At 72.9% G+C, this 20,736-nt stretch carries 15 protein-coding genes, 1 tRNA gene and 2 pseudogenes; 8 read left to right on the top strand and 10 right to left on the bottom strand.

Annotated features, from left to right (window positions below):
- Nucleotides 1–17 precede the first annotated feature (17 nt).
- The 3 genes from lysA to ACZ4VK_RS32280 all read right to left on the bottom strand — a co-directional run bounded on the left by lysA (nt 18) and on the right by ACZ4VK_RS32280 (nt 3,155).
- Complete coding sequence (lysA, locus tag ACZ4VK_RS32290) at nt 18–1,409, bottom strand: diaminopimelate decarboxylase (protein WP_468359967.1); 1,392 nt, start codon at nt 1,407–1,409, stop codon at nt 18–20.
- A gap of 18 nt (nt 1,410–1,427) precedes the next feature.
- Nucleotides 1,428–2,390 carry an ArgS-related anticodon-binding protein NrtL gene (nrtL, locus tag ACZ4VK_RS32285; protein WP_468359964.1) on the bottom strand — a complete coding sequence of 321 codons (963 nt, stop codon included), beginning with the start codon at nt 2,388–2,390 and terminating at the stop codon, nt 1,428–1,430.
- A gap of 276 nt (nt 2,391–2,666) precedes the next feature.
- Nucleotides 2,667–3,155, bottom strand: coding sequence for a response regulator (locus ACZ4VK_RS32280; RefSeq protein WP_468359962.1), 489 nt, complete (start codon nt 3,153–3,155; stop codon nt 2,667–2,669).
- 159 nt (nt 3,156–3,314) lie between these two features.
- Here ACZ4VK_RS32280 and ACZ4VK_RS32275 point away from each other — a divergent pair.
- Both ACZ4VK_RS32275 and ACZ4VK_RS32270 read left to right on the top strand, forming a co-directional pair.
- Nucleotides 3,315–3,386, top strand: a tRNA-Arg gene (locus ACZ4VK_RS32275).
- Between the two features lie 191 nt (nt 3,387–3,577).
- Entirely contained in the window at nt 3,578–4,213 is a 636-nt protein-coding gene (locus tag ACZ4VK_RS32270; RefSeq protein WP_468359959.1) for a hypothetical protein, read from the top strand.
- Between the two features lie 85 nt (nt 4,214–4,298).
- Here the strand turns inward: ACZ4VK_RS32270 and ACZ4VK_RS32265 are convergent.
- Nucleotides 4,299–4,731 (bottom strand): annotated as a pseudogene (locus ACZ4VK_RS32265) (tyrosine-type recombinase/integrase); the annotation flags it as partial.
- 69 nt (nt 4,732–4,800) lie between these two features.
- On the opposite strand from ACZ4VK_RS32265, the pseudogene ACZ4VK_RS32260 reads away from it, so the two are divergent.
- A pseudogene (locus tag ACZ4VK_RS32260) lies at nt 4,801–5,529 on the top strand (CNNM domain-containing protein); the annotation flags it as partial.
- An 18-nt stretch (nt 5,530–5,547) separates the two neighbouring features.
- Here the strand turns inward: ACZ4VK_RS32260 and ACZ4VK_RS32255 are convergent.
- From ACZ4VK_RS32255 to ku, 5 genes are all read right to left on the bottom strand, one after another.
- A complete protein-coding gene (locus ACZ4VK_RS32255) occupies nt 5,548–7,635 on the bottom strand; it encodes an ABC transporter permease (protein ID WP_468359956.1) in 2,088 nt (695 codons plus the stop codon).
- Nucleotides 7,636–7,726: 91 nt separating this feature from the next.
- The gene (gene modA / locus ACZ4VK_RS32250; protein ID WP_468359953.1) at nt 7,727–8,527 is read right to left on the bottom strand and encodes a molybdate ABC transporter substrate-binding protein; all 801 of its coding nucleotides are present in this window, start codon (nt 8,525–8,527) and stop codon (nt 7,727–7,729) included.
- 91 nt (nt 8,528–8,618) lie between these two features.
- Nucleotides 8,619–9,008 (bottom strand): TOBE domain-containing protein, encoded by a 390-nt coding sequence (locus ACZ4VK_RS32245; protein ID WP_468359950.1) that lies wholly within the window; start codon nt 9,006–9,008, stop codon nt 8,619–8,621.
- Between the two features lie 188 nt (nt 9,009–9,196).
- The gene (locus ACZ4VK_RS32240; protein ID WP_468359947.1) at nt 9,197–10,810 is read right to left on the bottom strand and encodes a M4 family metallopeptidase; all 1,614 of its coding nucleotides are present in this window, start codon (nt 10,808–10,810) and stop codon (nt 9,197–9,199) included.
- A 455-nt stretch (nt 10,811–11,265) separates the two neighbouring features.
- Nucleotides 11,266–12,330 carry a non-homologous end joining protein Ku gene (ku, locus tag ACZ4VK_RS32235; protein WP_468359940.1) on the bottom strand — a complete coding sequence of 355 codons (1,065 nt, stop codon included), beginning with the start codon at nt 12,328–12,330 and terminating at the stop codon, nt 11,266–11,268.
- Nucleotides 12,331–12,381: 51 nt separating this feature from the next.
- Here ku and ligD point away from each other — a divergent pair, with 51 nt between their 5' ends.
- From ligD to ACZ4VK_RS32210, 5 genes are all read left to right on the top strand, one after another.
- The gene (gene ligD / locus ACZ4VK_RS32230; RefSeq protein ID WP_468359937.1) at nt 12,382–13,278 is read left to right on the top strand and encodes a non-homologous end-joining DNA ligase; all 897 of its coding nucleotides are present in this window, start codon (nt 12,382–12,384) and stop codon (nt 13,276–13,278) included.
- Entirely contained in the window at nt 13,275–14,180 is a 906-nt protein-coding gene (locus ACZ4VK_RS32225; protein WP_468359934.1) for an ATP-dependent DNA ligase, read from the top strand. The genes ligD and ACZ4VK_RS32225 overlap by 4 nt, the downstream gene beginning before the upstream one ends.
- Nucleotides 14,181–14,391: 211 nt before the next feature.
- Entirely contained in the window at nt 14,392–16,494 is a 2,103-nt protein-coding gene (locus tag ACZ4VK_RS32220; protein ID WP_468360207.1) for a PBS lyase, read from the top strand.
- A gap of 114 nt (nt 16,495–16,608) precedes the next feature.
- On the top strand, nt 16,609–17,988 hold the full coding sequence (locus ACZ4VK_RS32215; protein ID WP_468359931.1) for an FtsW/RodA/SpoVE family cell cycle protein: 1,380 nt from the start codon (nt 16,609–16,611) through the stop codon (nt 17,986–17,988).
- An 81-nt stretch (nt 17,989–18,069) separates the two neighbouring features.
- Nucleotides 18,070–19,545 carry a penicillin-binding transpeptidase domain-containing protein gene (locus ACZ4VK_RS32210; protein WP_468359928.1) on the top strand — a complete coding sequence of 492 codons (1,476 nt, stop codon included), beginning with the start codon at nt 18,070–18,072 and terminating at the stop codon, nt 19,543–19,545.
- Between the two features lie 62 nt (nt 19,546–19,607).
- On the opposite strand, the gene ACZ4VK_RS32205 is transcribed toward ACZ4VK_RS32210, so the two are convergent.
- The gene (locus ACZ4VK_RS32205) at nt 19,608–20,234 is read right to left on the bottom strand and encodes a hypothetical protein (protein ID WP_468359925.1); all 627 of its coding nucleotides are present in this window, start codon (nt 20,232–20,234) and stop codon (nt 19,608–19,610) included.
- Between the last annotated feature and the right edge of the window lie 502 nt (nt 20,235–20,736).

Below are 20,736 nucleotides of genomic sequence, written 5' to 3'. Positions count from 1 at the left end.
ATCACTCGACTATGTCATCATCCGACGTCGAGACGCAGGAGATCTTCCTCCGTCTCCCGGCGGACGATCACCCGCGCCTCGCCGTCCCTGACGGCGACGACGGGCGGCCGGAGCGCGTGGTTGTAGTTGCTGGCCATGGAGCGGCAGTACGCGCCGGTGGCCGGCACGGCGATGAGGTCTCCGGGCGCCAGGTCCGAGGGCAGGAAGGCGTCCCGTACGACGATGTCACCGCTCTCGCAGTGCTTGCCGACGACCCGGGAGAGCATCGGCGCGGCGTCGCTGGTCCGCGAGACGAGGCTCACGCTGTACTCGGCGTCGTAGAGCGCGGTGCGGATGTTGTCCGACATGCCGCCGTCGACGCTCACGTACGTCCGCAGTCCTTCGAGCGGCTTGACCGTGCCGACCCGGTAGAGCGTGAACGCGGTCGGCCCGACGATCGCCCGGCCGGGCTCGACGGAGATCCGGGGCGTGCGCAGGCCCGCGGCCTCGCACTCCCGCGTCACGATCTCGCCGAGCGCCTTCGCGATCTCGTGCGGCTCGCGCGGGTCGTCCTCGGAGGTGTACGCGATGCCGAGGCCGCCGCCGAGGTCGATCTCGGGCAGTTCGACGCCGTGCTCGTCACGCACCTCGGCGAGCAGCTGGACGACGCGGCGGGCGGACACCTCGAAGCCGGCCATGTCGAAGATCTGGGACCCGATGTGCGAGTGGATCCCGATGAGTTCGAGCCCGTCGAGCCGGAGGGCCCGGCGCACGGCCTCCGCGGCCTGGCCGCCGGCCAGGGCGATGCCGAACTTCTGGTCCTCGTGCGCGGTGGCGATGAACTCGTGCGTGTGCGCCTCGACGCCGACGGTCACCCGGATCTGCACGCGCTGGCGCCGGCCGAGGGACTGGGCGATGTGGGCGACGCGGACGATCTCCTGGAAGGAGTCGAGGACGATCCGCCCGACGCCGGCCTCGACGGCCGTGCGGATCTCCTCCTCGCTCTTGTTGTTGCCGTGGAAGGCGATGCGCTCGGCGGGCATGCCGGCGGAGAGAGCGGTGGTGAGCTCGCCGCCGGAGCAGACGTCGAGGTTCAGTCCCTCCTCCTTGAGCCAGCGCACGATGGCGCGGGAGAGGAAGGCCTTGCCCGCGTAGAACACGTCGGCGTCCGTGCCGAAGGCCTCGGCCCAGGCGCGGCAGCGGGCGCGGAAGTCGCTCTCGTCGAGGAAGTAGGCGGGGGTGCCGAACTCCTCGGCGAGGTCGGTCACGCTCAGGCCCCCGACGGTGGCGGCGCCCCGCTCGTCCCTTGCGACGGTCCGGGACCACACCTTCGGGTCGAGGACGTTGAGGTCGGCGGGCGGCGCGGTGTAGTGGCCCTCGGGAAGGACGTCGGCGTGGCGGGGCCCTGCGGGGTGGGCGGAACGGCTCATGTCTGTTCTTCTGCTCTCTCAGATCCGGTCGGGTGCGCTGATGCCGAGCACGGAGAGGCCACCGGCGAGCACCGTCCCGGCGGCTTCGGCGAGCGCGAGCCGGGAACGGTGGGCGGCCGAGGGTTTCTCGTCGCCGAGCGGCAGAACGGTGTGCTGGAACGCGAGCAGCGCGTCGGCGGTGGCTTCCAGATGCCGGGCGACCCGGTCGGGGGCGCGGTGGCGGGCGGCGGCGAGGAGGGCGACGGGGTGGTCGCCGAGGGCGCCGAGAAGTGCGGGGGCTTCGACGGGGGTCTCGTACCGGGGTGCGATCCCGAGCTGCGCGCCGTTGACGAGCAGCCGCCGCACCCTTGCGTGCGCGTACCGGACGCGGAAGAGGGAGTTGCGCTCGTGCTGGACGAGGAGCGGCGGCCCGTCGAGGGGCCGGTCCTGGGGCGCGGGCCGCAGGAGGGCCCAGCGGGCGGCGTCGACGCCGAGGGCTTCGGGGTCGTACGCCCCGGGCCGTACGTGGATCCGCTCGGCGCCCCCGCGCCCGGCGTCGGCCCCCTGCGTCCGGAGGAGCCGGACGACGGTCTCGGTGACGAGGGCGGCCCGCGGCTCCGCGGGGTCGGCGAAGCGGACGGTGGTCCCGGCGAGGGCGGTGCCGCTCCCGTACGCGGATCCGGCGGCGAGGACCGCGGACACGAGCTCGCCGCCGGCGTCCCGCCGGAGGCTGAAGTTCAGGAACCCGGGTCCGGTGATCTCGACGCCCCGGAGCCCGGGAGCGTCACGGAGCCGCTCCTCCAGGATCCACGCGACGTCGAGGGCGCTCCGCCCCGCGGACCGGGCGAGGGTGAGGGCGATGTTGCTGGCGTACTCCCCGCTACCGCCGGGACGGGCCCGCTCGACCTTCACCGCCGACGGTACGTCGACCCGCAGCGCACCGTCGTCGACCGCACGGCGCACGGCGTGCAGCACGGTGAGGGAGAGGTCCGCGGGGGTCACGGGTCAAGCCTAGGGGAGGAGGGGGGTCGAAAAGCGAACCGGTTTCGGCATGCGGGCACCGGGGCGGGCGGGGAGGGGCATGCCGCCCCTGGGCCGGCGACCGCACCGGGGGTGGGTGGGGAGGGTCGAACGTCCCGGACCGGCGACCGCACCGGGGACGGGCGGGGAAGTCATGGCACCCCGACTCCACGACCGCGCCGGGGACGGGCGGGGAGCTCATGACACCCCGACTCCACGACCGCACCGGGGGGCCGGGACTCCCTGCATCGCGACCGGTCAGTGCACGCCTGGCGTGCTTCCGGCGCGTCGGGTCTCCTGCTCCTGCCGGTCCTCGGCCGCGGCCGGCTCCTCTCCCCCGTCGGGCCCGGCCGCTTCCGGCCGCTCCCGCCGCTCGCGGTGCATCAGCTGACGGACCACGCGGACGAGCTCGGTCGGCTCGAAGGGCTTGGCGAGGAACGCGTCGACCCGGGGCGCGACCCCGCCGGCGACCTCGTGCTCACCGCAGGCGCTGATGATCGCGACCGGCAGATCACTGGTGCGCGGGTCGGCCCGTAGCCGCTCGGCCGTCCTGATCCCGTCCAGCCGGGGCATGACGACGTCCAGGGTGACGACATCAGGACGAACCCGATGCACGACATCCAGACACTCGGCACCATCGGCCGCGGTCACGACCTCGAACCCCTCGAGTTCGAGATTGACCCTGATCAGCTGGCGGATCACCTTGTTGTCATCGACAACGAGCACCCGCCCGGACACGCCTGACACACGAACGAGAGTAGGCCGCCCCGAACGGCTGCGTCCGGGTTTTACCCACTTCTGACCCGTGCGGGGGACCCGACCCCCGGTGACACCCTGGAAATACCTGTTCACAGCCACTCCTGGAGAGCTGGTAGGGTTCTACCCGTCGCCGCCGAACGCGGCAGCGCCCCCGTAGCTCAGGGGATAGAGCAACGGCCTCCGGAGCCGTGTGCGCAGGTTCGAATCCTGCCGGGGGCACTTCGTAGGAAGTGCCACACAGACCCCGTGATCAGCGGAAACGCTGAGTGCGGGGTCTTGTTGTATGTGCAAGCGTGTGCCGCGCTGAGCGACCGTACGACAGGGGTCGCGGCCTATTCGCGGCCTCGACCGTGAGGCATCAACGCAGGTCAGGTTCGGGTCTCGGGACGACGAACGAGAAGGAACAGCGGATGGTTTCGGAAGCCGAGGAGACCTCGACGGAGCCAGGCCGGGTGGTGTGGGTGCTGGATCCACTGGAGAGTGTCGGCCCACTGCACTTCGGCATGTCCCCGGACGGGGTCAGGGCTGCGCTCCCGGAAGCCTTTGATCTGAAGCGTTTCTCAGCTGAACCCTTCTTCCCGGACGTCTACGGCCTCCAACTCGGGTTCCACCCAGCGGTGCCCGCTGTCTACACGTACTTCGACCGCGTTGATCAGCTCTTCTGCGTGGCAGCTGACGCCGCCCACGGTCCGTGCGTGACCCTGGAGGGACTGGAACTGACCGGCCGCGTGCCGGCTGTACTCGAAGAGACAGTCCTGGACCTCTATTCCTCGCCTGCTCGCAGGGTGTCGTACGGGCCGCGGGGCAACCCAGGGATCAACGATGTCGGCATGGTCCTGCGTGTCCAGGACACCGCGAACGGGGTGATGACCCGGCCGGTGCTGGTGGGCCGCGAATGGGCCGACCGTTGCACCGACGACTGGGAAGGCTCCATACCGGAGTGCGAGTGGCTGGGCCGTCAGTGGCACGTGTACAACGGCTCGGACGTATGGCCCCCGCCCGGACACGCGACGAACTGGCCGGCGGGGTGGACTCCCCCGTTCTAGACATTGTCCGTGCGGGATCGCAGCTGAACGCCAAAGGCCCCCGGACAGGTCCAGGGGCCATGGGATCAGGGGTGTCAGACGACGCTCATTCGTACTCGCGCAGCAGCTCCTCGATGCGCCGGTTCGCCACCTCCTGGCGGCCGTCGAGACACTTCGCGTACCGAGTCAGCAGCACCTCCACGCTGTTGCCAGCGCGTTCGGCGACCTCGGTGGCGTCCACGCCCGCGTTGAGCCACGTGGAGAGCGCGGAGTGCCGGAGGTCGTACGGCCGCCGGGCGAGCGGCGACGGCCAGCGGGAGCGCGAGCTCCCGGGCTTCCTGCCGAGCGCGGTAGTAGGTGGAGAAGGACACCACTCCCCCGTTCTCGCTGAAGAACAGGCACCCGTCGTCCGCGGCGCCGAAGGGCTCGATGTGCTCCCGGAACATGCTCACGAGCTGGGGAGGGATCGGCACCCTCCGGACGTCCTCCGTGGGCCGGTTCTTGAGGCCGCGGTCGTCGTGGCCCTCGCCGGAGTCGGTTCTGGTCGGTGACATCACCGACGAGAGCGACACCGTCGTCACCCTGGCCGCCCCGGACGGCGGCGGCTGGCGCTCAGTTACGGCATCTCCTTCGCCGTCGCGATGATCATCGTGGTCTTCCTCCACATGGTCGTCGGCGAGATGGCGCCCAAGTCCTGGGCCATCGCCCACCCCGAGCGCTCCGCGATGCTGCTCACCCCCGCCTTCCGTGCCGTGGTCAAGACCGTGCGCCCGTTGCTCTGGATCCTCGACAAGGTCAGCAACGCGCTCGTACGGATGTGCCGCGTCCAGCCCCGCGACGAGCTGGCCGCCGTCCACAACCGCGAGCAGCTCACCCACCTCGTGGCGGAGTCCGAGCGCCTCGGCCTGATCAACAAGACCGACTCGCAGCTGATCACCCGCTCCCTGACCGAGCCCCAGACGCCCGTGGCGCGCCTGCAGACCCCCGCCGCGGACATCGTCACCGTCCCGGCCGACGCCGACCTCGACACGCTCCTGGCCCGGGCCTCCGCGGCCGACCGCTCGCGTCTCCTGGTCCGCGACGGCGACCTCGTCCTCGGTTCGGTCCACGCCCGGGACGCCCTGGTCGCGCGCACCCGCGGCCGGGTCCTCACCGCCCGCGACCTCGCGCGCCCCGTACCCGAACTGTCCACCCGTACGACGGTCTCCGAGGCCGTCGAACAGCTGCGGCGGCGCCGGTCCTCCCTCGCCGTCGTACGCGACGACCAGGGGGCGCTGACCGGTCTGGTGAGTCTTGACGACCTCCTCGTCCGGCTCATGGGGCCGCAGACGGTCTGACGCCGGGAGCGCCCGGCGTCAGAGGGCCACGATCGTCGTCTCGGTCGCCTTCACGCTGGTCCAGATCGACGTCCCCTCGGCGAGGCCGAGTTCGGCCGCGGCCTGCGGGGTGATCTCCGCGACGAGGTCGGGGGCCTCGGCGGAGGTGACGAGGATCCGCATCCGGCTGCCGCTCGCGGTGATCTCGCGTACGGTGCCGGGCCAGACGTTACGGGGGCTGCCCGCGGGCTTCTCGCGGTGGACGGAGACCGCCTCCGGGGCCACGATCGCCAGTGCCGGGGTGCCGGCCGGAAGGGATTCGGCCGAGACCAGGGTGCCGCCGCCGTCGAGGGCGAGGCCGTCGGGGGTGGCGGTGCCGGGCCAGGCGTTACGGCCGAGCATCCGGGCCACCCACGGCGAGCGGGGGTGGCGGGTGACCTCCGTCGGGGTGTCGTCCTGGAGGGCGCGGCCGTCCTCAAGGACGAGGACGCGGTCGGCGAGCGAGACCGCCTCGACGGGGTCGTGCGTGACGATGAGGCAGACACCGCCGAAGCCGGAGAGGTGGCTGCGCAGGGTGTGCCGTACACGGGCCCGGGTGGTCTGGTCGAGGGCGGCCAGCGGTTCGTCGAGGACGAGGAGCCGGGGCCGGGCGGCGAGGGCGCGTGCCAGGGCGACGCGCTGGGCCTGACCGCCGGAGAGCTGGGCGGGACGGCGGTGGGCGAGGTGGCCGACGCCGAGGCGGTCGAGCCATGCCTGGGCCTCGCGGCGGGCCTCGGCCCGCGCGACACCTTGCGCGCGCAGCCCGTACGCGGTGTTGGCGAGGGCCGACAGATGCGGGAAGAGGGCGCCGTCCTGCGGCACCCAGGCGACGCGGCGGCGGTGCGGGGGCAGCGCGGTGACGTCCTCGCCGCCGAGCCGGAGGTCGGCGTGGGCGCGGGGGGTGAGGCCGAGGAGGGCGCGGAGCAGGGTGGTCTTCCCGGCGCCGTTGGGGCCGACGACGGCGATGGTGGTGCCGGCTTCCGCGTCCAGGGTGAGGTGGGTGAAGCCGGTGACGTCGGCGTGCAACGCCCAGCGGCCTGGGAAGCCGGGGGGCTGCCGGATCCCGTCGGTGGGGATCGGTTCCCGGCCCACGTCGGCGCCCGGCGCCCACCGGCCGGGGGCCTTCGGGGTCGCGTCGGCAGCGGCGTCGGTGGGGGGTGGCTCCGGGGCCGCCTCCGGGGCCATGCGCCGCTTCGTGTGCGTCGGGGCTCCCGTCCACCGTCCCCGCAGGGCGATGAGTACGGCCATCGCGATGGCGAGGAGCAGCAGGGAGACCGAGGTGGCGGCCTCGGGTTCCTCCTGGAGCAGGAGGTAGACCTGGAGCGGCAGGGTCTGGGTGGTGCCGGGGAGGTTGCCGGCGAAGGTGATGGTGGCGCCGAACTCGCCGAGGGCCCGCGCCCAGGTGAGGGCCGCGCCCGCCACGACGCCGGGCGCCACCATCGGCAGCGTGACGGTGAGGAACACCCGTACCGGCGAGGCGCCGAGGGAGGCCGCCGTCTCCTCGTACCGCGGCCGCAGTCCACCGAGCGCGCCCTCCAGGCTGACGACGAGGAACGGCATGGAGACGAAGGTGGCGGCGAGCACGGCGCCGGAGGTGTGGAACGGCAGCGTGATCCCGAAGGTGCTCTCCAGCCAGGGCCCGAGCACTCCGCGCCGGCCGAAGGCGAGCAGCAGCGCGACGCCGCCGACCGTCGGCGGCAGCACCATCGGCAGCAGGACGAGGGAGCGGACGAACGCCTTGCCGGGGAAGGGGACCCTGGCGAGCAGCCAGGCCAGCGGTACGCCGAGCAGCAGGGACAGGCCGAGCGCCCAGAACGACACCACGAGCGAAAGGCGCAGCGCCTCGACGGTCCCGGGGGACGTCAGGTGGCCGGTGAGCTCGCCCCATTCGGTCCGCGCCAGGATGCCGACGAGGGGGAGCGCGAGGAAGGCCACGGCGAGCAGCGCGGGCAGCACGAGGGCGAGCGGCGGCCGGGCGCGGCCGGTGCGCCTTCCGGAGGTGCGGACGCCGCGGCCGTTGCGGCCTCCGAATGGGCGGATGCCTCGGCCGGTGCGCCCTCCGTCGGTGGGGATGCCTGCTTGTTTCATCGTGTTCCCGACGACGTGAGGAGAGGGGAGGCGAGGTGCTGTCCGGCCCCCCGGTACGGACAGCACCTCGCGGTCCGGGTGATCCTGTCGGTCACGGCTTCTGGAAGCCGGCGTCCTGGAGGATCTCCTGGGCCTCGGGTGAGGAGAGCCAGCCGACGAACGCGGCGGCGGCCTCGGCGTTCTCCGAGTCCTTCAGTGTGGCGGCCGGGTAGGCGGCGACGGCGTTCTGCGCGTCGGGGATCCCGACCGCGTCGACCTTGTCACCGGCGCTCTCGGCGTCGGTCCTGTAGACGAGCCCGGCGTCGGCCTCTCCCAGCTCGATCTTGCTGAGCACGCCGCGCACGTTCGGCTCCTGGGACACCGGGTTCACGGTGATCCCCTGGGCGTCGAGGATCCGCCGGCTGTACTTCCCGGCCGGCACCTCGGGGGCGGCGAGGGCGACCTTGAGCCTGGGGTCCGCGAGGTCCTTCAGCTCGTCGACCTTGAAGGGGTTTCCTTCGCCGGTGGCGATGACCAGGCGGTTCTTCGCGATGACCGCCGGAGTGCCGGTGTCGGCCCTCACCTTGTCCATGCTCGTGGTGTCGGCGGTCACCAGGACGTCGGCGGGCGAGCCCTGGGACACCTGGGCGACGAGTTCCTGGGAGCCGGCGAACGAGAAGGTGAGCTCCGTGCCCGGGTGGGACTTCTCGTACGCGGCGCCGGCGGTCTTGAAGACGTCCGTGAGGGAGGCGGCCGCGAGGACCGTCAGCTTCGCCCCGGGCCCGGAGGCCGTGGATCCGCCGGTGTCCTTCGTGGTGGCGCCGCTCGAACAGGCCGCGAGCGGCAGGAGCAGCGCCGCGGCGAGGGCGGCGGCGGCACGGTGTCGGGTGACGGTGGTCGGTGTGAGGGCCATGGGGCGGACTCCTGGGGGCGGAGGGAACGTACGGGAGAAGGCCGGTCGCGCCCGACGGCCCGAGATGTTCTCGGTACTGCGTGAGGGGTGATCAGGTGCGGTCGATGTGCACGCTGGTCGATTTCACGCGGGCGGTGGCCTGCATACCGACTTCCAGTCCCAGTTCCTCCACTGCCTCACGGGTGAGGAGGGAGACCAGGCGGTGCGGCCCTGCCTGGATGGTGACCTGGGCCGCGACGTCGCCGAGCTTGATCGCCGTGACGATGCCCGGGAACGAGTTGCGCGCCGAGGTGTACGACACCTCGTCGTCGTCGCTCTGTGCGATCTCCACGGAGAAGGCGGCCAGCGCCTCGCCGTCGATCACGCGCCGGCCGCTCTCGTCGCGATGGGTCGCGACGCGGCCGGCGTCGGCCCAGCGCCGCGCGGTGTCGGGGCTGACGCCCAGGAGACGTGCGGCCTGGCCGATGGTGTAGGACTGCATGTGCGACACGTTAGGCCGCGATCTCGCGCATCTGCAACTAGTTCGTGGGACTCTCCATGGCGGATGAGAGGGCGGTTGGAGGAAGGGACAGATGCGGAGGAGCCGGCGTCCGCGCGGGGGCGGACGCCGGCTCCTCGAGGAGACCGTGGGTCGCCCGGCGGGTTGTCCCGGCCGGGCGACCCCTGGGGTCACTTGACGTTGATCGCCGCCCAGGCCTTGGCGACCGCCGTGTACTCGGCGCTGCCCGCGCCGTAGAGGTCGGTGGCCGCGGAGAGGGTCGCCGTGCGGGCGCCGGCGTAGGTGGTGGTGGAGGTCATGTACGTGGAGAGCGCCTTGAACCAGATCTTGTAGGCCGCGGCGCGGCCGATGCCCGTGACGGTGGAGCCGTCGTAGGTCGGGGAGTCGTACGAGACGCCGTTGAGCGTCTTCGCGCCGCTGCCCTCGGAGAGCAGGTAGAAGAAGTGGTTCGCCGGGCCCGAGGAATGGTGGACGTCGAGGCGGCCGAGGCTGCTGGACCAGTAGTCGGCGGAGCTGCCGTCGCGGCTCGGCTTGTCCATGTAGCGGAGCGGGGTGCCGTTGCCGCGGATGTCGATCTTCTCGCCGATGAGGTAGTCGCCGGCGTCCGAGGCGTTGGCCGCGTAGAACTCGACCGAGGTGCCGAGGATGTCGGACGTGGCCTCGTTCAGGCCGCCCGACTCCTTGCTGTAGCGCAGGTTGGCCGTGGAGGCGGTGAGGCCGTGGGTCATCTCGTGGCCGGCCACGTCGATCGAGGTGAGCGGCCTGGCGTTGTTCGCGCCGTCGCCGTACGTCATGCAGAAGCAGGAGTCGGACCAGAAGGCGTTCACGTACGCGTTGCCGTAGTGGACGCGCGAGTAGGCCGCGACGCCGTCGCCGCGGATGCCGTTGCGGCCGAGCTCGTTCTTGTAGAAGTCCCAGGTGACGGCGGCGCCGTAGTGGGCGTCGGCCGCGGCGGTCTCCCGGTTGGTGGCGAGACCGTTGCCCCAGGTGTCGGTGCTGTTGGTGAAGAGCGTGCCGGTGCCGCTGGTGCCGCCGTTCAGGTCGTACGTCTTGTGGCCGCCGCGCGCGGTGTCCGTGAGGGTGTACGAGGGCGCGGAGCCGAGGGTGACCGTGCCGCTGTACTGGGTGTGGCCGGTGCCCGTCTCGATCGCCTCGTAGGAGTACAGCTCCTTGCCGGTGGTGGCGTCGGTGATGACGTGGAACTCGCTCGGGGTGCCGTCGGCCTGGACGCCGGTGACGGTCGTCTCCCAGGCGAGGGCCGGCTTGCCGGTGGCAGCCCAGACCACCTTGCGGGACGAGGAGGGGGCGGCGGAGCGGGCGTCGGAGGACGCCGCGGCGGACTTCCCGGCGGTCGCGGCGGTGACCTTCGCCGCCGTGCTCGCCACGGATATGCGGGCCTCGGTCGCCTTGGTGGTGGCGCGCGAGCCGTTCTTCTTCTGGTGGACGACGAGGTCGCCGCCGAGGACGGGGAGGCCCTCGTAGGTGCGCTCGAAGCGCGTGTGGACGGTGCCGTCGGCGTCCTTGACGACGTCCCGGACGACGAGCTGCTCCTGGCCGGAGAGGCCGATGGCCCTGGCGGTGGCGGCGGCTCCGGCCTGCGCCTCCCGCACGGCGGTGGCGCGCTCGGGGCCGGTGAGGACGAGCGCGGTGGCCCCGGCCTCGCGCTGGACATCGGCGCTGGCGGATCCGGTCTGGACTCCGACGACGACCATGGCGGCCGATGCGATCAGGGCGGCGGCGCGGGCGGTGGTGGTGCGGCGGTGCGAGGACTGCTGGCGGGTCACGCGGGCTCCTTCGCTGACAAGCGTGGGGGTGAAGGGTGGGGGGTGGGGGGTGGTGCGGCTGGAAGCGTGCCAGCGAAGAAGCCTTTTTGACAGGTCTGCAACAAGGATTTGACCAGCTGTTGTCCGAAGGACAGAGAACTGTGTTCGGTATGCGGGGTGTTGGGCGGGGAGAGTCGGTCTCCTTGCCCGTAGTCGGGCAGGGCGCGGGCGGCGAGCTCGACCGGTTCGGCCGGGCCATGAAGGCAGGCCCGATGGGCCCCGGGCACTTCCCGGAGCCCATCGCACTGATCTGGAAGCTCGACGAGGGGCTCGACGGCGACCGTTCCCCCGAGAAGCCGAAGAAGCACCGGAGCCTGTCGCTCGGCACCCGCGACCGGATCGACACATGGACGCGGGGCGCCGCCTCGACGACTACCGCCGACGCGTCGCGCCGCGGCGGCCGCCCAACCGGGGCCTCAGGCCGTGCGCTTGCGCGGAGCGGCCTTCTTCGCCGTGCTCTTCGTCGCCGTCTTCTTCGCCGTGGCCTTCTTGGCCGCCGACTTCTTCGCCGGCTCCTTCGCCTTCGCCGTGCTCTTCCTCGCCGGCGTCTCCTTCGCCGTACCACCGGCCGTCGACGTCGACTTGCGGGCCGGGGCCGCGGTCTTCTTCGCGGGCGCCCGGGACGTGGACTTCTTGCCGCCCGTCTCCTTCGGCGTCCCGCGCGGCTTGAGCTCGGTCACCACGGCGTCCGCGTCCTCGCCCCTGGCCTCCTTCGCCGCCCGGACACTGCTCTCCAGGGCCGCCATCAGGTCGATGACCCGGCCGCCCGGCGCCTCCTCCGTGGGCGGGGCCGCGACGCCCTCGCCGCCCTCCGCCTTCGCCGAGATCATCTCCTCGACCGCGGTGCGGTAGTCGTCGTGCAGGGTGCTGATGTCGACCTCACCGAGCGTGGCCATCAGGGCGTCCGCCAGGTCGAGTTCCGCCTCCCGCACGGTCACCGGGCTCTCCGGGGCCACGCCCTCCGGGGCGCGGATCTCGTCCGGCCAGAGCAGGCCGTGCATGGCGATCACGTCGTCCACGACCCGCAGCATGCCGAGCCGCTCCCGTCCCCGCAGGGCGAACTTGGCCACGGCCACCTTGTCGCTGCGCTTGAGCGCCTCGCGGAGCAGCGTGTACGGCTTGGCCGCCGGCACGCCGTTCGCCGAGAGGTAGTACGCGGCGTCCATCTGGAGCGGGTCGATGTCGCCGGCCGGCACGAAGGAGACGATCTCGATCGTCTTCGCCGTGGGGAGCGGCAGGGAGGCCAGGTCCTCGTCGGTGATCGGGATCATGGTCCCGTCGGCGTCCTCGTACGCCTTGCCGATCTCCGCCGTGGAGAGCTCCTCGCCGTCGAGCTCGCACACCTTCTTGTAGCGGACGCGGCCGCCGTCCTCGGTGTGGATCTGGCGGAAGGAGACCGACCGGCTCTCCGTGGCGTTCACCAGCTTGATCGGGATGCTGACAAGCCCGAAAGATATGGCGCCGTTCCAGATGGATCGCACGTTTCTTCCCTTTCGAGCCTAAAAGCGATGATTCGTGGGGATTCTCATCGTATGACGCCGATCACAGAGGTGGAGGGGCGGCGCCTGGCGCTCAGCAACCTGGACAAGGTGCTCCACCCGGTCACCGGCACGACGAAGGGCGAGCTGCTCCACTACTACGCGACCGTCGGGGCCGCGATCCTGCCGCATCTGCGCGACCGCCCGGTGTCCTTCCTGCGCTATCCGGACGGTCCGGAAGGGCAGCTCTTCTTCACGAAGAATCCCCCGCCCGGCACACCCTCCTGGGTGAGGACCACCCCCGTGCCCCGCTCCGACGCCCCCGGGGCCCGGCAGGTGGTGATCGAGGACCTGGCCTCACTGATGTGGGCCTCGAACCTGGTCGTGGAGTTCCATACGCCGCAGTGGCGGGCCTCCTCCCCCGCCGTCGCCGACCGGCTCGTGTTCGACCTCGACCCCGGGCCGCCCGCGACGGTCGTCGAGTGCTGCCGGGTCGCCCTCCACCTGCGGGAGCGGCTCGCCGCGGACGGGCTCGAGGCCTTCGCCAAGACCTCCGGCTCCAAGGGGCTGCACCTCCTCGTCCCGGTGGCGCCGACCCCCTCCGCACAGGTCTCGGCGTACGCGAGACAGCTCGCCGTCGAGGCGGAGGCGGCGCTGCCGAAGCTGGTCGTGCACCGGATGGCCAAGGCCCTGCGGCCCGGGAAGGTCTTCGTCGACCACAGCCAGAACGCCGCCGCCAAGACCACCGCCACCCCCTACACCCTGCGGGCCCGCGCCCGGCCCGCCGTCTCCGCGCCCGTCACCTGGGAGGAGGTCGAGGAGTGCGCCGGGACGGCCGCGGGCCCGCAGGCCCTCGTCCTCCTCATGGACGACATCGCGCCACGTCTGGAGCGGTACGGGGACCTCATGGCGCCCCTTTTCGCGCCGGAGCGGGCGGGGGAGCTGCCGTGAGCGGCCCCACGGCCGTGGTGCTCGTCCCGCCCGTCGACGTCATGCGGCCACGGTCCGCCGACGAGATCCCCGTACAGGCCGATCCGCCACGGCAGCTCCAGTACTCGCTCAAGCTGGACGGCTTCCGCGCGCTCGCCTTCGTCCTCGACGGCGGAAAGGTCGTCCTCCAGTCCCGCTCCCGCCGGGATCTCGCTCCCGAGTTCCCCGAGACCGCCGCGCACCTGCGGGAACAGCTGCCGCCCGGGATCGTCCTCGACGGCGAGCTGTGCGCCTACCGGGAGGGGCGCCTGAGCTTCACCGACCTGCTGCGTTCCCCCGCGGACCGGGCACGTGCCGGAGTGCCCGTCTCGTACATCGCCTTCGACCTCCTCGCCGTCCCCGGGCGGGACGTACGGGCTCTGCCGCTCCGCGAGCGGTGGGAGCTGCTCGGCACGGCCCTGCGGGAGGCCGAGCCGCCGCTGCAGCGCGTCCTCGCCACCCTCGACGAGGAGACGGCGCGCGACTGGTTCCGGGACCTGCGGGAGGCCGGCGTCGAGGGGATCGTCGCCAAGACGCTGGGCTCGACGTACCGGGCGGGGCCCACGTGGGCCTGGCGGAAGATCCGGCACGCGGAGACCAGCGACGGCCTGCTGCTCGGTGTCATCGGCCCGGCGGACCGGCCCCGCGCCCTGGTCGTACGGCTGCACGACGGCCGTACGGTGACCACCTCGCCCCGGCTGACCCCGGCGCAGTCGCGCGAGGTCGGGGTGCTGGTGCGCGACCGCGCCGGGCCGCTCGCCACGGACCCGGAGCACGGGCCGGTGCGGTGGGTGGACCCGCCGGTCCCCGTGGAGCTGCGGCAGCTCGCGGTGCGGCAGCGACAGGAGAACGCGACGTTCGTCCGGGTGCGGTCGGAGGGCTGAACCGCCCCCTCACGCGGGGCGCGCCCTTCCGATTCGGCGTCGCCTCGTGCCGATACCCAGAGCAACTACCCTGCTCCATACCGTACATGGCGCAAAGATGTCGCAACTCGCCGTCCGTGCGGGCCCGCTGGCGCCGGTAAGGCCTTGCTGTCCGCCAGGTGGTGCACACTTGCTGCCTGGTACAGCGCTCACGGGGAAGGCGGCCTGGTACATGCTGACGGGGATCGAGGAGGTCGACTGGGCCTCACTGGGGCACGCGTACGGCCCCGCGGACGACGTGCCGGAGCTCCTCCGCGGACTCGCCTCCGCCGATCCCGCGGAGCGCGAGACCGCCCTCGACGGCATGTACGGCGCCGTGCACCACCAGGGCGACGTCTACGACTCCACGCTCGCCTGCATCCCCTTCCTCCTCGAACTCGTCGCCGACCCCGGCGTCCAGGACCGCGGCTCCCTCGTCGAGCTGCTCACCAGCATCGGCGGGATCGAACTCGACGACGACGACGAGCTCGACGAACTCGACCCCGACGACGAGGAGTTCATCCCCGCCGCCAACTACGCGATGGCCGCCGCCGCCATCGCCGCGGGCGCCGACGTCTTCCTCGGGCTCGTCTCCGACCCGGACCCCGAGGTCCGCCTGGCCGCGCCCTGCGCGCTCGCCTCGCTCCACCCCCAGCCCGCCCTCGTCCTCACCCTGCTGCGCGAGCGGCTCACCGTCGAGCGGGACACCGAGGTACGGCTCGCCCTCGTCGCCGCCGTCGGGCGGATCGCCCTGCGGCACGCGTCGCTGCGCGCCGAGACCGTCGAGTGGCTCGGCTGGCTCGCCCGCGCCGCCCACGACCCCGGGCTCCGTCTCGCTGCCCTCGCGCAGCGGGCGCGCTGCGCCCCCGGCGACATCCCCGAGGACATCGTGCCGTGGGTGACGGGTCTCCTGGAGGAGATCAGGGTCAGGGCGCACGGCTCGGCCTCCCCCGGCGCCGAGGGTTCCCGGCACGCCCCGCCGACGCTCATCGGGCAGGTCCGCGAACTCCTGGAGGAGCACGCCGCGGGACGCCCGGCCCCCTGGACGGAGGAGCTGCTGCGGACCCTGCACACGGCGCTCGACGACCGGGTCGACGACCGCATCGCGCTGATCCTGGCGCAGCTGCGCAGCCCCGACTGGGGTCAGCGTTCGGACGCGATCTGGCTGTGCGGCGGGTTGATACGGGTCTGGCGCGGGCGGTACGAGGAGGTCGTCCGGCTCGTCGGCGCGCAGCTCCAGGATCCCGAGCCCCGGCTCCGGGAGGCCGCCACCTCGTTCCTGGAGCGGCTCTTCGAGCTGGGCGCGCCCGCCGCCGACGCGCTCGCCGCCCGCCTCGCCGGCGGCCTGTACGGGCCCGGTCAGGGCGGCGGCGGTCTCGTCGGCAGGTCCGGACGGGACGGCGCGCTCCTCGCGCTCGCCCGCGCCGGGGACCCCCGGGCCGTCCCGCTGCTCGCCCGCGCCCTGGAGGAGGGCGAGGTGCGGCGGGAGCTGCTGTACGCCATGGACGGGCTCGGGCCGTCGGCGGCGATGCTCGCCCCGCCGCTGCGCCGTCGGCTCGCCGAGGTCGAGCTCGACGAGCGGCTCTACGACCGGGCCGCGCCCCTGTTGTACGCCCTCGCGGCCGTCCGGGGCGGTCAGGCCGTACCGGAGGTCCTGCGCGTCCTGCGGGGGGCGCCGGCGAACCGGCGCGACTGGGTGCGGGAGGCCGCCCTGCGGACCCTGGCGGCCTTCGGTCCCGCGGCCCGGCCCGCCGTACCGGACATCCGGCGGCTCCTGGGCGCCGAGTCGGCCGCGGTCGCCACGACGGCGGCGCGCGCCCTGTGGGCGGCCGAGGGCGATCGGGAGGAGGTCCTGCCGGCTCTGGAGCGGTGGCTGCGGCCGGGTGCCTCGGGCGCCGACCGCTGCTCCGCCGCGCAGGCGCTCGGCGAGATCGGCCCGGCCGCCGCCGCGGCGGCCCCGGCGCTCCTGCCGGGTCTCGCCTCCCGGGACCTGTGGGTACGGGTCCGCAGCGCCGCCGCCCTGTGGCGGGTGTCCGGTGACGCGGCGACGGCCCTGCCCGTGCTGCTCGCGGCCTGGGAGGAGAACCGGCACGCGCGCGTGGACGTCGCCGAGTGCCTGGCGGAGATGGGGCCCGCGGCGTCGGAGGCGCAGCTGGTGATCCTCACCGAGCTGACCCGGCGGCGCCGCCACAACGCCCGGGAGGGCTCCTCGGGCAGTCATGACGTCCACCTCGACGAGAAGCTGCTGACCTTGTGCCGGGCCGCGCTGGCCCGGATGGAGCGGGGGGCGTTCTAGGGGGCGTTCCAGGTGGCGTTCCCGTCGGTGTCCCCTCGGTGCGACACCCACTGACCGCACGGCACACCGTCACACAAAAGGGACATAGGGCATACCGCTTGCTACGTTGCGGCCATGACCGCACCGCGAACGGACGCGCCCCCGCCCGGGGTACGCATCCCGAAGCGCCGCGGCGTGGAACTCTCCCTCCTCGTCTGCGCCGTCCTCATCTCCGTCTGCGGCTACGCCGAGGTCGGCCTCGCCCGCAGCGGCGCGGTGCCGCCGGACGCCGCTCGCTACGGCGCCGGTCTCGGTCTGCTCGCGCTCGTCGCCCATCTCGCGGTCCGGTTCCGCGCCCCGTACGCCGATCCTCTGCTGCTGCCGATCGCGGTCCTGCTCAACGGCCTGGGCCTGGTGCTCATCTACCGTCTCGACCTGGAGACACCGCGCGACCAGGCGGCCGCGACGCAACTGGTCTGGTCGACGCTCGGGGTCGCGCTCTTCATCGTGGTCGTCCTGCTGCTCCGCGACCACCGCGTGCTCCAGGGGTACGCGTACGTGTCGGTGGCCGCCGCGCTCGCCCTGATGATCCTGCCGATCTTCTTCCCGGCCGTGAACGGCGCCAGGATCTGGATCCGGATCGGCGGTCTCTCCTTCCAGCCGGGCGAGTTCGCCAAGATCCTGCTCGCGGTCTTCTTCGCCGCGTACCTCGCGGCCAACCGCAACGCGCTCGCGTACACCGGCCGCCGGATCTGGAAGTTCCAGTTCCCCGCCGGGCGGGTGCTCGGGCCCGTCGTGGCGATCTGGCTGCTGAGCGTCGGTGTGCTGGTCCTCGAACGGGACCTCGGTACGTCCCTGCTCTTCTTCGGACTCTTCGTGATCATGCTGTACGTGGCGACCGGCCGGATCGGCTGGATCGCGGTCGGCCTCGTGCTCGCCTCCGCCGGGGCCTTCCTCGTCGGCTCGCTCGAACCCCATGTGCACAGCCGGGTGCAGGACTGGCTCGATCCGTTCGCCTCGATCCGGGCGGGCGACGGGCCGGGGCAGCTCGCCCAGTCGCTGTTCTCCTTCGCCGCCGGAGGGATGCTCGGCACCGGGCTCGGCCTCGGCCATTCCGTCCTCATCGGCTTCGCCACCAAGTCCGACTTCATCCTGGCAACGGCGGGCGAGGAGCTGGGACTCGTCGGCCTGACCGCGCTCTTCCTCCTGTACGCGCTGCTCGTCGCCCGGGGATACCGCGCCGGCCTGTCGCTGCGGGACCCCTTCGGGCGGCTCCTGGCGATCGGGCTCGCGTCGATCGTGGCGCTCCAGGTCTTCGTGATCGCGGGCGGGGTGATGGGGCTGATCCCGCTGACCGGCATGGCGATGCCGTTCCTCGCCCAGGGAGGTTCGTCGGTGGTCACCAACTGGGTGATCGTGGCGCTGCTCATCCGCGTCAGCGACTCGGCACGCGCCCCGCAGCCGGACTCCGCCGACACGGGCACGCTCGCGCCCGTCAAGGAGGGCGCCGCGTGATCCGGCCGTACGCGCCCCGGCGCGGGAAGGAGGCCTCGTGATCCGGTACGCCCGGTGTCCGGCCAGGACCGGGGAGGCCTCGTGATCCGGTACGCGCGGCGGGCCGCCGCGCTCTGTCTCGTGCTGCTCGTGGCGCTCCTCGTCAACTCCGCCCGGGTGATGCTCCTCGAGGCCGAGTCGCTCGACGACAACCCGGCCAACCGGCGGATCGCGATCTCCCGGTACGCGCAGCCGCGCGGCGAGATCGTCGTCGACGGCAAGCCCGTGACGGGCTCCCGGGACAGTCGGCAGCAGCTCCGCTGGGAGCGGACCTACCGTCAGGGACCGCTGTACGCACCGCTGACGGGCTACTCCTCGCAGACGTACGGCACCACCCTCGTCGAGCACGCGGAGGACGCGGTCCTCGCCGGGACCGAACCCATGCTGGCGCCGCTGCCGCTCTGGAACGACCTCACGCGCGGCCGGCAGCCCGGCGGGGACGTCGTGACGACGATCCGCTCCTCGATGCAGGAGGCCGCCTACCGGGGGCTCGGCGGGAAGCGCGGCGCGGTCGTCGCGGTGGAGCCGCACAGCGGCCGCATCCTGGCGCTGGTCAGCTCGCCCTCGTACGACCCCGGCCTCCTCTCCGGTACGGGCCGGGGCGTCAAGGACGCCTGGAAGCGGCTGAACACCTCACCGAACCAGCCGATGCTGAACCGGGCGCTGCGGCAGACGTATCCGCCGGGCTCCACGTTCAAGATCGTGACGGCCGCGGCGGCCCTGGACGCCGGGGCCGTACGGGACGTGGAGGCGCCGACGGACACCCCGGACCCCTTCGTGCTGCCCGGCACCCGGCAGGTGCTGCCGAACGAGGCGCGGGGCTGCGCGGACGCGTCCCTCGCGTACGCCATCCAGTGGTCCTGCAACACGGTGATGGCCGGCCTCGGCGTGGAGGTGGGCCTGACCGGGATGGTCGACGCGGTGGAGCGGTTCGGCTTCAACGACACGGCGCTGCGGGTGCCGTCCTGGGTGGCGAAGTCCAACTTCGACCGGGAGATGAGCCCGGACCAGCTGGCCCTCTCCTCGATCGGGCAGTTCGACACGACGGCGACCCCGCTCCAGATGGCCATGGTGGCGGCGGCGGTCGCCAACAACGGGGAGATCGCCCACCCGTACCTCGTCGACCGACTGACGACCTCGGGCGGCACGACGATCGACCGCACCGGCCGCCGCAGCTACCGGCAGGCGATGAACCCCTCGACGGCGATGCAGCTCCAGCGGCTGATGGTGAAGGCGGTCGAGGAGGGTACGGGGACGAACGCGGCGATCCCCGGCGCCCGGGTCGGCGGCAAGACCGGCACCGCCCAGCACGGCTTCGGCAACACGGGGACCCCGTACGCCTGGTTCATCGCCTGGGCACAGGCCGAGGACTCGGCCCAGCCGGCCGTCGCCGTGGCGGTGGTCGTCGAGGACGCGGAGGCGGCCCGTACGGACATCAGCGGGGGCGGCAGCGCGGCGCCGCTCGCGAAGGCGGTGATGACGGAGGCGCTGCGCCTTGAGGCGGAGGCGCGGCGGTAGCGCCGGGCCCGCGGCTCCGGAGCCCACGGCTGCGGAGCCGCCCCCGGCGCTCGGCGGACGTGTCAGACGATCGGCTTGCGGATCTCCGCGCGGATCTTGGCCGTGGTCTCGGCCAGCGCCGCCAGGTCGATGTCCTCCGGGTCGGTGGGGGCCGCGCCGGCGGCGACCAGGGCCACGGCGGCCGCGGTGTTGTCGTCGCCCCAGGCGCACATGGGGATCGTGGTCGTGCCGAGGGCGTCCTTCGACGTGGTGACCTGGCAGCGGACGGTCACGCCGTACCCTGCGGGGGTGAAGTCCGTGGGGCGGACGACGAGCGTGGAGCCCTTCTCCGTGGCCGCGCCCTTGAGGATGGACCCCCGGGTGAACTCGCCGTTCTTGATGCGTCCGTGCATCCCGGAGACGACGAGGACGGACTCGTCCTTGCCGCTGTACTGCCCGACCGCCGCCTTGGCGTCCTTCACGGTGATGTCGGGGGTGTCCTCGATCTCCTTGCCCTGGGTGTCGGAGAGGTCGGCGACCAGGGTGTACTCACCGGCCAGGAGCGTCTTCGGGACGACGAGTTCATGGGTCGCCTCGGGGAAGGGGCCGGTGACGCCGACGGCGTCGAGCCCGGCCTTCGCCGCGTAACCGACACCGCCGACCAGGACCAGGGAGCCCAGGACGATGGCGACGATCGCCCCGGCCGGCATCTTCTTCCTCGGCGGCGGCCCCATGGGCGGCTGCCCCCAGACCCCGGCGCCCGGCCCGGGGTACTGGGGCGGGACGCCGTGCGGCGGGAAGCCGTGCTGCGGAACGCCTTGCGGAGGGAAGCCCTGGGGCGGAACACCCGGGGGAGGGAAGCCCTGTTGAGGAGAACCCTGTGGGGGGAAGCCCTGCGGAGCCCCGAACGGCCCGGGCTGCTGCGGGGGCGGTACGGGCCCGCCGTACGGTTCGTGGGGAGGCCGGTTCGGCCCGGGCGGCGTGGTCATGACGGGCACGCTACGTCACCGGTACGACATCCACGCTTCCGGGTCGCGCGCTTCCGGTACGACGCGGCGCCCGCCCGTCCCCCGCCGCCTAGGGGGTGTCTTGTCGATCAGGCCGGGCTCGCGACGCCTGGCCTGATCGACAAGACACCCCCCACAGCCCCCCCGCGCCCCCCCCGCTCGCCGCATAGACCGCGGCCCCCCGCGCCGGTTGCACCGCCGCGGA

Source organism: Streptomyces sp. NPDC028711, from assembly GCF_055565415.1.
This window is presented reverse-complemented; position numbering and strand designations above follow the sequence as displayed.

Coding starts and splice junctions, on each gene's coding strand:
- ligD (WP_468359937.1), top strand. CDS start 12,382: ATGACGCCGATCACAGAGGTGGAGGGGCGGCGCCTGGCGCTCAGCAAC.
- ACZ4VK_RS32270 (WP_468359959.1), top strand. CDS start 3,578: ATGGTTTCGGAAGCCGAGGAGACCTCGACGGAGCCAGGCCGGGTGGTG.
- ACZ4VK_RS32220 (WP_468360207.1), top strand. CDS start 14,392: ATGCTGACGGGGATCGAGGAGGTCGACTGGGCCTCACTGGGGCACGCG.
- ACZ4VK_RS32255 (WP_468359956.1), bottom strand. CDS start 7,635: ATGAAACAAGCAGGCATCCCCACCGACGGAGGGCGCACCGGCCGAGGC.
- ACZ4VK_RS32205 (WP_468359925.1), bottom strand. CDS start 20,234: ATGCCGGCCGGGGCGATCGTCGCCATCGTCCTGGGCTCCCTGGTCCTG.
- ACZ4VK_RS32245 (WP_468359950.1), bottom strand. CDS start 9,008: ATGCAGTCCTACACCATCGGCCAGGCCGCACGTCTCCTGGGCGTCAGC.
- modA (WP_468359953.1), bottom strand. CDS start 8,527: ATGGCCCTCACACCGACCACCGTCACCCGACACCGTGCCGCCGCCGCC.
- lysA (WP_468359967.1), bottom strand. CDS start 1,409: ATGAGCCGTTCCGCCCACCCCGCAGGGCCCCGCCACGCCGACGTCCTT.
- ACZ4VK_RS32215 (WP_468359931.1), top strand. CDS start 16,609: ATGACCGCACCGCGAACGGACGCGCCCCCGCCCGGGGTACGCATCCCG.